At 42.7% G+C, this 13387-nt stretch carries 11 protein-coding genes; 3 read left to right on the forward strand and 8 right to left on the reverse strand.

Annotated features, from left to right (window positions below; genetic code table 11):
- Window positions 1–199: 199 nt before the first annotated feature.
- From ACSSTM_RS08130 to ACSSTM_RS08140, 3 genes are read right to left on the reverse strand one after another with little or no spacing between them, the layout of a single operon-like run.
- Window positions 200–1018: a YihY/virulence factor BrkB family protein gene (locus ACSSTM_RS08130; RefSeq protein WP_034665141.1), complete on the reverse strand. Its 819-nt coding sequence runs from the start codon at window positions 1016–1018 to the stop codon at window positions 200–202.
- Between the two features lie 18 nt (window positions 1019–1036).
- A complete protein-coding gene (locus ACSSTM_RS08135) occupies window positions 1037–1369 on the reverse strand; it encodes a hypothetical protein (protein ID WP_034665145.1) in 333 nt (110 codons plus the stop codon).
- 20 nt (window positions 1370–1389) lie between these two features.
- Window positions 1390–1860, reverse strand: coding sequence for a low molecular weight protein-tyrosine-phosphatase (locus tag ACSSTM_RS08140; protein WP_034665148.1), 471 nt, complete (start codon window positions 1858–1860; stop codon window positions 1390–1392).
- Between the two features lie 174 nt (window positions 1861–2034).
- On the opposite strand from ACSSTM_RS08140, the gene ACSSTM_RS08145 reads away from it, so the two are divergent.
- The gene (locus ACSSTM_RS08145; protein WP_060595772.1) at window positions 2035–3390 is read left to right on the forward strand and encodes an alanine/glycine:cation symporter family protein; all 1356 of its coding nucleotides are present in this window, start codon (window positions 2035–2037) and stop codon (window positions 3388–3390) included.
- A gap of 77 nt (window positions 3391–3467) precedes the next feature.
- Window positions 3468–3683, forward strand: coding sequence for a DUF1128 domain-containing protein (locus ACSSTM_RS08150; protein WP_003214000.1), 216 nt, complete (start codon window positions 3468–3470; stop codon window positions 3681–3683).
- Between the two features lie 112 nt (window positions 3684–3795).
- Here ACSSTM_RS08150 and ACSSTM_RS08155 read toward each other — a convergent pair whose 3' ends face one another.
- Entirely contained in the window at window positions 3796–4314 is a 519-nt protein-coding gene (locus ACSSTM_RS08155) for a type 1 glutamine amidotransferase domain-containing protein (protein WP_060595771.1), read from the reverse strand.
- 254 nt (window positions 4315–4568) lie between these two features.
- Between ACSSTM_RS08155 and ACSSTM_RS08160 the strand changes: the two genes are divergently transcribed.
- The gene (locus ACSSTM_RS08160) at window positions 4569–8858 is read left to right on the forward strand and encodes a multifunctional 2',3'-cyclic-nucleotide 2'-phosphodiesterase/3'-nucleotidase/5'-nucleotidase (protein ID WP_437404122.1); all 4290 of its coding nucleotides are present in this window, start codon (window positions 4569–4571) and stop codon (window positions 8856–8858) included.
- A gap of 48 nt (window positions 8859–8906) precedes the next feature.
- Here ACSSTM_RS08160 and ACSSTM_RS08165 read toward each other — a convergent pair whose 3' ends face one another.
- The 4 genes from ACSSTM_RS08165 to treP all read right to left on the reverse strand — a co-directional run bounded on the left by ACSSTM_RS08165 (window position 8907) and on the right by treP (window position 13315).
- On the reverse strand, window positions 8907–9341 hold the full coding sequence (locus ACSSTM_RS08165) for a hypothetical protein (RefSeq protein WP_060595769.1): 435 nt from the start codon (window positions 9339–9341) through the stop codon (window positions 8907–8909).
- A gap of 73 nt (window positions 9342–9414) precedes the next feature.
- Window positions 9415–10143 carry a trehalose operon repressor gene (gene treR, locus ACSSTM_RS08170; protein WP_437404123.1) on the reverse strand — a complete coding sequence of 243 codons (729 nt, stop codon included), beginning with the start codon at window positions 10141–10143 and terminating at the stop codon, window positions 9415–9417.
- 19 nt (window positions 10144–10162) lie between these two features.
- The gene (gene treC, locus ACSSTM_RS08175) at window positions 10163–11863 is read right to left on the reverse strand and encodes an alpha,alpha-phosphotrehalase (protein WP_437404124.1); all 1701 of its coding nucleotides are present in this window, start codon (window positions 11861–11863) and stop codon (window positions 10163–10165) included.
- Between the two features lie 15 nt (window positions 11864–11878).
- Entirely contained in the window at window positions 11879–13315 is a 1437-nt protein-coding gene (gene treP, locus ACSSTM_RS08180; protein ID WP_034665169.1) for a PTS system trehalose-specific EIIBC component, read from the reverse strand.
- Window positions 13316–13387: the final 72 nt, after the last annotated feature.

The raw sequence follows: 13387 nt of genomic DNA on the forward strand, positions 1-13387 counted from the left end.
CCTGCGCTATGCAGAGGAGTTTTTCATTTAGTGATATCCATTTTGCCCGTTCGCACTGCCGCTTGTTTTGTGCTTAGGCTGATGACCTTTGTTTTGTTTCGTATTGCTTCCGCCTTTTTTCGATTGTTTGGACATATGTGATTTCCCCCATCCATTCAGATTGAACTTGTTCGTTCTTCTTTAGGATGCCCGGATTTCTTTATAGCTTGCCTGGTACGATTTTACGTTTATGTAAAAGCGCATTGAGCTCGCCGCCAAGGATAATCATGATGCCGGTTAAATAAAACCAGATCATTAAAATAATGATTCCCCCAATGCTTCCGTACATCGCACTGTAGTTGGCAAACTCGCCTACGTAAAATGAAAACAGCATGCTGACCAAAATCCATCCAATCGATGCAAAAATGGCACCTGGCAGAACAAATTTCAATTTCAGTCTAATGTTTGGAGCAAAATAGTACAAGGATGTAAAAACAATCAACAAAATCAGCGGGCTAATGATCCATCTCATCGCAGTCCATACGGTGAGAAAGGCATCTGACTGCCCGACTAATTTAGCGACAAATAAACCAAGTTCTTTTCCAAAGACAGGCAGCATCAAGGCAAAAATAATGGTCAAAACCATCGCGATCGTTAAGATGATTGATGTTAAACGTACGAGAATGAAGGAACGATTCTCCTCAACTTCGTAAGCATGGTTAAAAGCTCTGACGACGGCATTAATGCCGTTAGATGCTGACCAAAGGGCGGCAATAATCCCGAACGATAATAATCCGCCGTTACGATTATTCAGCGTCTGATCGGCAATGGATTCAATCATCGAAAGCGCTCCTTCTGGCGCATAACCAGAAATGACGCTCAGGACATCCTTTGACGTCAGCGGCAAATACCCAACCAGTGTCAGCACGAAGATGAGAAACGGAAATAATGAAAGCAAAAAGAAATACGCAAGCTCAGCAGATTTTGCCGGTCCTTCATGCAGCAAAAAGCGTTCAATTAACGCTTTAATAAAACCCATACGCCTCATCTCCAATGATCAATCTGTCTGTTTCGATTGAAAGTGATCCTTTGTTTCTTCAATAATTTCTAATACCCTTGGGGTTGTTTCCTTTAACTGATTGACCTGTTCATTTAAAAATGACAAATCATCTGAGACTGTTCGCATCAGCTGCTTCGTTTCTTCCATCTTTTCTTTCATGCAAGCCGATATTCTGCCTGGCTCCTGGCGGTATTCATCCAGCTTTTGCTGGCAGTCATTCCATTTGTCTTTGAGTGCAATTCTCGTTGGCCGATGAAATAAAGTTAGCAATGCGCCGCAAGCTGCTCCTATGGCAGCTCCTCGGAGCACGATTTGATTTTTTTCTTCCATCTCGTCTGATCTCCTTTCAGTTAAAGGTGGTTCTCTTTCTTTACATACGTCAAAAAACGGTCAATTCCTGTTTCAATTAATTCATGGACTTCCTCAAAGTTCCCAGTGTAATAAGGATCTGGCACATCATCTCGATCGTCGTCTTCTACAAAATCAAGAAGACGGCCAATAAAGTGATGTTTCCCATAGCCGGCTATACTGCGAAGTGCCCCTACATTTTCTGCATCCATCGCCATGATATAGTCGTATGTGGTGATATCCTTCTCCATGATTTGTCTTGCAGTCATTCCTTCATAGCTGATGCCTTTTTCATCAAGCAGCTTTCGCGTTCCTTCATGCGGAGGACTTCCTTGATGCCAGCCGCCAATCCCTGCTGAATCAATCACAAAGTGCTCGCTAAGCCCCTCATCTTCTACTCTTTTTCTAAACATGGCCTCTGCCATCGGTGACCTGCAAATATTGCCAAGACAAACGAATAACACATGAATCATTCTTCATTCTCCTCCTATCTTTTCCCTAAGAGTTCTTTTCGAAAACCTTTTCTCTATCATATCAAGCCCTTTTTCTTTTGGAAACTTTGCAAGAAAAGCTCTCATCGCCATTGACAAATTACACAAAAACAGGAGAAACTTTAGGAGAATTACACAAACAAAGGGGGATATTAGATGGGAATAATTGAGCAGTTTGTCACGACGATGAACAATTTTTTGTGGGGGCCTCCCCTGTTGATTTTAATTGTTGGTACTGGAATATACCTCACCTTTCGCGTTCTCTTCATTCAAATTAGATTACTTCCTTATTCTTTAAAGCTCGCTTTTTCTAAACAAGACAAAATGTCAGAAGGAGATATTTCTCATTTCCAAGCGTTAATGACGGCTCTTGCTGCAACTGTCGGTACAGGGAATATCGTAGGTGTGGCCTCGGCAGTTATAGCGGGTGGTCCGGGTGCGGTATTCTGGATGTGGTTTGCTGCATTTTTCGGAATGGCCACTAAGTTTGCAGAAGCTGTTCTTGCAGTTAAATACAGGATCAAAAACGAAAAAGGCGAAATGTCTGGCGGACCTATGTATTATTTAGAGCATGGATTGAAACAGAAATGGCTAGGGGTTCTATTTGCTGTTTTCGGCGCCAGTGCTGCCTTTGGGATCGGCAACCTGGTACAGTCTAATTCCATCTCAGGAGTCATGAATTCTACTTTTCAAATTCCAACATGGGTAACAGGTATCATCATTACGGCTTTTACGGCACTCGTGATTTTAGGCGGAATTAAAAGCATTGGCCGGGTCACATCTATTTTTGTACCAGTCATGGCTTTATTCTACGTCATTTGCGGTCTGATCATTCTTGTCATGAATGCTGATCTCGTTCCAGGCGCAGTCGGTCTTATTTTCTCAGATGCCTTTACGGGTCAAGCCGTGGCAGGTGGTGCAATTGGAACTGTCATTCGCTGGGGTGTGGCACGAGGAGTATTTTCCAATGAAGCAGGTCTTGGGTCAGCACCAATTGCTGCTGCGGCTGCGAAAACGGATATGCCTGCCCGTCAAGCTCTCGTATCTATGACGCAAGTGTTTATCGATACAATCATTGTTTGTTCTATCACTGGCATTACCATTGTCATGGCAGATATGTATTTAACAGTGAAAAGTGATGCGCTGACCTCGTTATCCTTTGCTCATTTCCTCGGTCCAGTTGGCTCAACCATTGTGGCAATCGGTCTGCTCTTGTTTGCCTATTCCACCATCATTGGCTGGTCCTATTATGGCGAAAAATGCTTTACATATTTGGCGAAGGATTCGTACGTCATGTATTATCGCATCGTGTTTGTCATTGCTGTCTTTTTCGGTGCCGTGTTTAAAAATGACTTCGTTTGGGGTGTAGCAGATATGCTCAATGGGCTGATGGCCATTCCAAACTTAATCGGGCTCATCGGTTTATCAGGGGTTGTCGTATTTGAATCCAAACGAATCATTGATAAGATTAAGCAGGAGAAAAAGGAGAAAAACATCTCCGTGTCATCTTAATAGCCCTTTTATTCTTTTGCATTTCTGTTAAAATAGACATATTATTCGACATATATGCAGGAAAGGACGTGCCGCCCTTGTCAGAGCAAAAAGCGGCTGAAGTCAATCAGCTGATTGAAGACATTTCGCAAAAGTTAAATATGCTGAACATTGGAGTCATCAAAGCCGAGGACTTCAGTCCAGACAAGTACGAAGATATCGAATTTCTTCACCAAATGGTGATGAAAAAATCTTCATTCAGCCCAAGTGAAATGCAAGCCATCGCAAGCGAGCTAAAAAACTTAAGAAAATAATGGTGCATCAGGAAGCTGCTTTGCGGTCTGCACGCAGTTTCCTTACATCATGCGCAGAAAAAGCCAGCACCCCTTAAGGTGCTGGCTTTTTTTATCCTGTCATAACTGCGGTTTATTTCTCAAGCAGTTTTAATGATTCACGGTTAAATGCTGGAATGTCATCAGGTGTACGGCTTGTCACAAGCTGATCCTGACAAACGACAACTTCTTCGTCTTTAAATTTAGCGCCTGCGTTTTCCATATCTACTTGAATGGATGTATAGCCAGTTGCGCCTCTTCCTTCCAGCGTCTTCGCTGTAATAAGCAATTGCGGTCCGTGACAGATCGCAAATACTGGTTTTTTCTCATCCATAAATGTTTTAGTGAATTGGACGTAACGATCATCTGCACGCAGAATGTCTGGTGAGAAACCGCCAGGAATGAGAAGTGCATCGAAGTCTTCAGGCTTCACGTGATCAATGGACGCATCCACTCTCACTTCTGCATCTCCTTGCTTCCCTTTCACTGTTTTTCCTTTTTCGTTTTCAATCACTGTGATTTCATGACCTGCATCTTTAAAGGCTTTTGCAGGCTCGGTGAATTCAACATCCTCAAAGTAATCTGTTAATACAACTGCAATTTTCTTACCCATGTAGAAACCCTCCTGCTTGATTATCGTTTACACTACACACTATACCCGGGCATGTTGAAATGAAACATCCTATCCCTATCAGAAAACCCCTTATGATAAAAATAAGCAATTCGACTCATTCGCATTCCCTTAACAAGGTAATTCGTATGATTTATGTTATCTTTACAATAATCTGCAAAAAATAACTACAAAAGTTAACGAAACATTTCTACAATAGGTATTGTGGTCAAAAAAATTAGAAAGGCGGAGATCAGGTGAAGAAGCAAACACATAGGTCTAAACGAAGGAAAAACCTGTCTATTCTGCTCACTTCCATTATGATGATTAGTCTCATTCTCCCAGCAGTACCTACTCATGCAGAAACAGAAAACGGCAAAGCCGTAAAGGTCAGCATCTTAGCCACAACCGATGTTCATGCGAACATGATGAATTATGATTATTACAGCGACAAAGAAACAAATGAATTTGGCTTGGCAAAAACAGCCGAGCTGATTGACAAGCACCGTTCACAAAATCCAAATACACTCCTTGTTGATAACGGAGACCTGATTCAAGGAACCCCTCTTGGAGAATACGTTTACAAACATGAGAAAGACAGCATCATCAATCAAACAAAGGTTCACCCCATTATTCATACACTCAACAAACTAAAATACGATGCAGGAACACTTGGCAATCATGAATTTAACTACGGATTATCTTTCCTTGACGGTACCATTGCGGGCGCCAACTTCCCGATTGTCAATGCGAACGTCAAAAAGCTAAATGGAGAACACCGTTTTACACCTTACGTGATCCAAGATAAAACCTTTAAAGATGCAAACGGAGCCTCACAAACTGTGAAAGTTGGTTACATAGGATTTGTTCCACCACAAATTATGACGTGGGATAAGAAGCATTTAGATGGACAAGTCCAAGTGCAGGACATCGTCGAATCTGCCAATGAAACCATTCCTGAAATGAAGGCGAAAGGCGCAGATGTCATTGTCGCTCTTGCCCATACAGGAATTGAAAAAACAGCTTCACCTAAAGGATCAGAAAATATGATCTTTGACCTTGCCACGAAAACAAAAGGCATCAATGCCATTGTATCTGGGCACCAGCATGGCACATTCCCAAGCGCTGAATATAACGGCGTTGACAAATTCGATGTCTCAAAAGGAACCATCAACGGCATCCCAGTCGTCATGTCAAAAAACTGGGGCAGCTACCTCGGAGTCATTGATTTAACACTAGAGCCTGACGGCAGCAGCTGGAAGGTCACCGACGGAACAGGCAAGATCGAATCTGTTGCCGGAGTATCATCTCAGAAAAGCACAGTAAAAGATGCCATTCAAACAACGCATCAAAACACACTTGATTACGTGAGAAAGCCTGTTGGCAATACAGAAGCAGACATTAATAGCTTTTTCGCTCAAGTGATGGATGACCCTTCGATTCAAATTGTGACAGATGCCCAAAAATGGTATGCACAAGAAAAAATGAAGGACACTGCGTATCAAAATTTACCGATTTTATCTGCAGGTGCGCCGTTTAAAGCAGGCGGACGAAACGGTGTAAATTATTATACAAATATCGCAAAAGGAGATTTAGCGATTAAGAACATCGGCGATCTCTACCTTTACGATAACACTGTGCAGATTGTGAAACTGAGAGGCAGTGAAGTGAAAGACTGGTTAGAAATGTCTGCCGGACAGTTTAATCAGATCAAACCGAACGTTTCAAAAGAACAGCCGATTTTAAACGAGGAATACCGCTCGTATAACTTTGATGTAATAGATGGTGTGACATACCAAGTCGATGTGACGCAGCCTGCTAAATACAGCACAACAGGCACACTGGTCAACGCCAATGCAAACCGCATCAAAAACCTGTCTTACAACGGGAAAACAGTCTCTGACAATCAAGAATTTTTAGTCGTGACAAATAACTATCGTGCTTCTGGCGGCGGAGGCTTTCCGCATCTGACCCAAGATAAAGTGGTGCTTGCCTCAGCAGATGAGAACCGCCAAGTACTGATGGATTATATTATCGAACAAAAAACCATCAACCCAAGTGCAGATCAAAACTGGGCCATTGCACCGGTGAAAGGCGCAACTTTAACATTTGAATCTTCTCTTTTAGCCAAACCGTTTGCTGAGAAATCAAGCAGCGTAGACTTTGTTCGTAACGCAAGCACAGATGGTCTTGGTGTGTACAAGCTAGCCTTTAAAGAGGATGGCACAACAGAACCGCCTTCATCAGACAACTGGAATTTAACAGTCATGCATACGAACGATACACACGCACACCTTGATGATGCGGCAAGACGCGCAACAAAGATCAAAGAAATCCGTGCTGAAAGCAAGAACAATATTTTATTGGACGCTGGAGATGTCTTCTCTGGTGACCTATACTTCACAAAATGGCAAGGACTTGCCGATCTGAAATTGATGAACTTAATGAAATACGATGCCATGACGTTTGGTAATCATGAATTTGACAAAGGTCCTTCTGTACTACGTCAATTTCTGACAGGTGATGCATCAGATGTCGATCCGAAAAACCGTCATCAATTTGAAAAGCCTCAATTCCCGATTGTGTCATCAAACGTGGATGTCTCGAAGGAAAAACAATTGAGCGACTTAGTGAAAAAACCAGCCTCATTTAAAGCTGGTGAGAAAAAAGAAGCCGGGATCTACCCTTACATCCTGCTTGATGTTAATGGTGAAAAGGTGGCCGTATTCGGCTTAACGACTGAAGACACAGCCATTACATCCAGCAGCGGTCCTAACATTCAATTTAAAGATGCGTACAAGAAAGCAAAAGAAACAGTCAACACCATTCAAACAGAAGAAAAAATCAATAAAATCATTGCGTTAACACACATTGGCTACAATCGTGACCTTGAGCTGGCTCAAAAAGTTGACGGTATTGATTTAATCATTGGCGGTCACACGCACACACTTGTTGAAAAATTAAAGGTCATCAATAAAAAAGAACCTACAATTGTCGCTCAGGTGAAAGACTATGGACAATTTTTAGGGAAAGTAGACGTAGCCTTTGACAAAAAAGGCGTCGTACAGCCAAAAGAATCTTCTTTTGACCTGATCTCTATTGATGACTCTGTCAAAGAAGATGCAGATGCAACAGCGATCCTTGATGGGTACAAAGCAGATATTCAAGATTTAAAAACAGAAAAAGTCGGCTATACAGATGTCCTATTAGACGGACAACGCGAGCACGTCCGTGCGAAGGAAACGAATCTTGGGAACTTTATTGCCGACGGCATGCTGCAGAAAGCACAAGAATCTGCCGATGCTGACCTTGCCATCACAAACGGCGGCGGTATTCGAGGCAGCATTGAAAAAGGAGATATCACTTTAGGTGATATTTTAACGGTGATGCCTTTCGGAAATACACTTTATGTCGCAGATTTAAAAGGCAGTCAAATTAAAAAAACACTCGAACAGGGGCTGTCAGGCATTGAGGAAGGCGGAGGTGCATTCCCTCATGTAGCTGGCATTGAATATACGTTTACACTCAGTAAACCAGCTGGCAGCAGGCTGATTGATGTGAAATTGAAAGACCAAAAGGGTCAACTGACAGACATTGATGATGAGAAAACATACCGCGTAGCCACAAACGCATTTGTCGGCACAGGCGGCGACGGCTACAGCGTCTTTACAGAAGCCTCTCACGGCGAAGACTTAGGGTATGTCGACTATGAAATCTTCAAAGAGCAAATTGAAAAGGCAGACGGGCAGATTTCGCCTGTCATCGATCACAGGGTGAAAGAAGTGTTCCTTCCTCGCGTGAAAGGAAAAGGCGCTTATGACATTCAAGATGATAAGAAATTCCAAACGTATGTGCAGCATACAAACAAAGCATTTCTCTATTTAGACAAAGCAAGCAAAGCGGAAAACGTTCAATTGTCTCTATCAAAAGCGCAAGTAGCCGAGCTGAAGAAAAGAGAGCAAGATCCAAACGTCACCATCTATCATGACAAAGTGGGACTCGCATTGCCGCTCTCCAATTTGTCAGAGAAAAGCGCAGATATATGGATGACAAAGACGGATAAAGTGAAAAACGCATTAACGGATACGTATGATTTCCAAATCAAACAAGACAAGAAAAAGGTTTCGACCTTTAAAGACCCTGTCACACTATCCTTTACACTAGACGAGCCTCAAAAGGCGAAAAAACCTGGTGTGTATTATGTGGATCGCGAGAAGAATCGTTACGCCAAAACTAGTAATGGATCATTTGAAAACGGAGTCGCATCAGGTCAAACTGAGCACTTCAGCGAATACACCGTCCTCAACCAAAGCGGGGCAGCTGGAACAACTCCAGATCAAACTGGTGGAGACGGCGAAACATCAGCACCAGGCGGAGGCACAGGTACAGATCCAAACCAAGATGGAACCGGCCTCCAAGGCGGCACACTGCCGAATACAGCCACGATGATGTATACAGCTGTACTGATTGGCGTGCTCATGCTCGCCGCAGGCGGTATCCTTTATTACTACCAGCGCAAGCGTACAAGAAAAAATGTATCATCCTAAAGGAAAAGGACAGAGCCTATGCTCTGTCCTTTTTTCATGGAATAGTCATTAATCTTGAGATAAATAGATCCAATTGCGGTCGTCAAATTCTTTCACATCATCTGACCCTATATGCCGAAGCATTCTATTAAAGAACATCATGTCATTTTCATCCTCGACATCATATAAATTCTTTAAAACATAATCTCTCGTAATAAAATTCGTTAAGTTCGTATTATTTACTAAATCAGCAAAAAAACCTTTTACCATCGTTAAATCCTCTTCACTTAATTTCTCATCATTGATAATGGAAATATGAAACACATTCAAAATCGCTTGTATATCTTCTTCATCCATATAACATAATGGGTCTAGCTTTCTGTCTTCTTCCGTAAACGGTTTTCGCGTATCTTCAATGATGACATAACATAAAATCTGATGATCTTTCATCACGCTGAATATTTCTAAATCTCTTAATTTTAGTGGTCTATTTAATCTAATCATCTTTCCTCCTAAAAAGGGTGATCTATTCGTCGTCTATCTCTCTCCTTCTCCCAAAACCTGAAATGGACAGAGCCTATGCTCTGTCCACTTTTTCTCTTCTTGCAAAATCGACGAATCTGAAGCGGTCTAATCGGTGACGGCTTTCCGTGTATTGAAATAAACTTGTATCCTCTAAGAACACGTAATTCTTCACGACGACGACATGGTCAAACTCGTTCAAATCAAGATACTTGGCGTCTTCTTCTGTACATGGCTCTACCACAAATTCCTTTTGGGCATAGCTGATTGATACACCGAGCTCTCCTTCAATATACTCGTAGATTGATCCTTCACAAATGTCCTTCGACAAGACTGACACATGCTTTTGCAAAAAGTAATCCTTGTCTAAAATCACTTCTTCTCCGCTAATATTGCGAGAGCGGATGACTTCCCAGACATCCTCCTGTCCACTTATTTTCAGCTGAGACTGAATATACTGATCCGGTTTGATTAAACCAAATTCGTGAACCGTCGTAACTGTCTTTCGGCCAAGTGTTTGGGAAAGCTCTTTAAAGCTGACGAGACCCGAGACTGGGAATTGCATTTTCTCACGATTCAGCAAGACAGAGCCTTTCCCGCGGATTTTTTGGATATAGCCATTTTGCACAAGGATATTTAATGCCTTTCTTACCGTCTCACGGGACGTATCGTACATCAAGGATAGCTCATGCTCTGATGGCAGAATGCCTTTATCCTGCCAATCACCTTGTTCAATTCGTCTTGCGAGCTGATCATAAATCACTCGAAACTTATTCTCTTTCATTTTCCCTCCGCCCCATTTTCTAGCGTTTGGTTAAATGATAAACGATTGACTCATATGGACGCAACGTAAATCCCTTCATATCTGCCGGTACATCCTCATAATTGGATAACAGCACTTGCCCCTCCATCTCATCTATAGCCTGCACGAGCTCATCAGGAAGCGTAAAGTCCGCCTCCCCTGCATAAAAATGATTGATCACAAGAAGCTTCTCCTCATGGCTTTCTCTGACATAAGCAAAAACCTTCGGATCTTCTGCTAAGAGTAAAGTGAAGCTTCCATATGTGATCACATCAAGTTCTTTACGCAGCCTGCAAAGCGCTTGATAATGATAGAAAATAGACGACTGATCCTTTAATGAAGCTTCTACTGAAATGTCGTTATTGGCTGGCTCAATCCAAGGTGTTCCTTTTGAGAAACCTGCATTCTTTTCTGAGGTCCACTGCATCGGTGTTCTCGCATTATCTCTTGACTTGACCTGTAAAATGGCGAGTGCTTCTTCCTTTGATTTCCCTTTTTCAAGCATGGCTTCATACATATTAAGTGATTCAATATCACGGTAAGACGATATGTCCTCAAAACGAGGATTCTTCATGCCAATTTCTTCACCTTGATAAATATACGGAGTCCCTTGCATGAGATGAATGGTAGTCGCCAGCATCTTCGCTGATTGCTGATGGTACGTTTCATCATCACCGTATCTTGAGACGATACGCGGCTGATCATGATTGCACCAGAAGAGCGCATTCCAGCCGCCGCCCTCATGCATTTTCGTCTGCCATTCGGACAGAATCGACTTCAATTCCTGAAAATCAAATGGTGCGAGGGCCCATTTCTCTCCGTTTGGATAATCGACCTTTAAATGATGGAAGTTAAACGTCATATCCAGCTCCTGCCGATCCGGTCTTGTATACCGAATGCAGTCTGCGATATTCGTTGAAGACATTTCCCCGACTGTCATGCTGTCATATTTCGAAAAAACCTCTTGATTCATTTCATGCAGAAACTCATGAATTCTTGGGCCATCCGTATAATACATCCGGCCGTCTCCTTGCACAGACTGTCCGGCGTCATCTAAGAAGCGTTGATCTTTCGAGATGTTGTTGATGACATCCAGCCTGAATCCATCAATTCCTTTATCAAACCAAAAATGCATGATGTCATATACTTGCCTGCGCACCTCATCCTTTTCCCAATTGAGATCCGCCTGTGTGACATCGTATAAATGAAGATAATACTCTCCCGTTGCTTCATCTAGCTCCCAGGCTGGACCGCCAAATTTTGACTGCCAATCATTCGGCGGTGATCCGTCTGCTTTAGGCTCCTTCCAAATATAATAATCTCGATAAGGATGATCCTTTGACTCGCGTGAGGCTTGAAACCACTCATGGAAAATGGATGTATGATTGACGGCTAAATCCATGATGACTCGTATGCCTCGATCATGGGCTTCTTTCAGCATGTGTTCAAAATCCGCCATTGTGCCGTACATGTCATGGATTTTTGTATAGTCACTAATATCATAGCCGTTGTCATGCTGCGGGGACTCATACATTGGCGTCAGCCAAATACAATCCGCCCCCAGCTGTTTGATATAATCAAGCTTTTTTGTCACGCCATTGATATCGCCTGTACCTGAGCCCGTTGTATCTAAAAAGCTCTTCGGGTAAATTTGATAGACCACCGCTTTTTTCCACCACGGTTCGTTTGTTTGTTGTTTCAATTTCCTTCACCACCACTAGTTAAGTTCTTGTGAAACATCTTTCTTCTTTTTTAGCTTTGCATACAAAAGGGTTCCAATGAACGGGACGATGAGTACAATGACCATCCCTATCGCAAATGCGCCCCAATATTTCGGGATAATGGAGAAGATTCCTGGAATGCCTCCAACACCAACTGAGCTTGCCAGCACCCCTTGAGAGGCGATAAACATACCAGCTAAACCAGAGCTAATGAGTGCAAAAATAAATGGGAATCGATAGCGCAGGTTGACGCCAAACATCGCTGGCTCGGTAATTCCTAAGTAAGCGGAAATACTTGATGTCAGTGAGAGCCCCTTTTGCTTTTCATCTTTTAAAACAAACATCATCGCGAGTGCGGCTGATCCTTGTGCGATATTAGACAGTGCGAGCATCGGCCATAGAAACGTGCCATGCAGTTTGGAATTAATCAATTGAATATCGACAGCGAGGAACGTATGGTGCATCCCTGTAATCACTAATGCAGCGTACAATCCGCCGTATAATAGACCGCCAAGTGCTGCGAACTGCTGGAATACAGCCACAAGTCCAGATGTTAAAACGTTACCGATTGCAAATGTAACAGGTCCAATGACGATAAAGGATAAAAAGCCAATGACTAATAACGTAATCGGTGCAACCACTAACAGCTGAATACTTTCAGGTGTCCGTTTTGTGATGAATAATTCGAGCTTTGCAAGTAAATAGGAGGCGACGAGTATCGGAAGAACCTGCCCTTGATAGCCTACCTTTTGCACTTCAAGTCCAAACAAATTCCAGACAGGAATCTCACCGGACTTTTCAGCCGCTCCATAGCCCCACGCATTTAATAAGTCTGGGTGTACGAGCATCAGCCCAAGGACCATCCCTAAGAGCGGATTTCCCCCAAACCGCTTCACTGCTGACCAGCCGATTAATGCGGGCAGGAATGTGAAGGCAGTGCCTGCAATCAAGTTGATCATATTCGCTAAATCAGCCCATGCCGGATACACATCCACAATCGATTTTTGATCAAAGAAAATATCTGGAGCTGTTAAAATATTATTAATCCCCATTAATAAACCGGCTGTGACGATGGCAGGAAGAATCGGAATAAAGATATCCGCAAGCGTTTTCACAGCACGCTGCAATGGATTTAATTTTTGATCAGAGGCACGCTTAACGTCCTCTTTTGTGGCTTCCCCAATGCCTGTCTGTTTCACCATTTCAGCATATACTCGATTGACGACCCCTTGGCCGATCACAACTTGGTATTGACCGTTCGCTGAGAAAGATCCCTTCACTTCTTCTATTTGTTCAAGTGCTTTCTCGTCAACCTTTCCTTCATCTTTCAGTACAAAGCGCAGCCTTGTCACACAATGTGTTGCTTGATCAATATTTTCTTTGCCGCCGATGGCTTTCACAATCTGATCTGCTGCTGCCTGATAATCAGCCATGCTATCCCCTCCGAGATCGTTTTTTATAAGAAAAAAGAACCAAAAAACTTGTATATACATGTTTGTTTCTTA

The sequence above is a fragment of the Bacillus sp. RK1064 genome, assembly GCF_051488405.1.
Lineage (GTDB): Bacteria > Bacillota > Bacilli > Bacillales > Bacillaceae > Bacillus.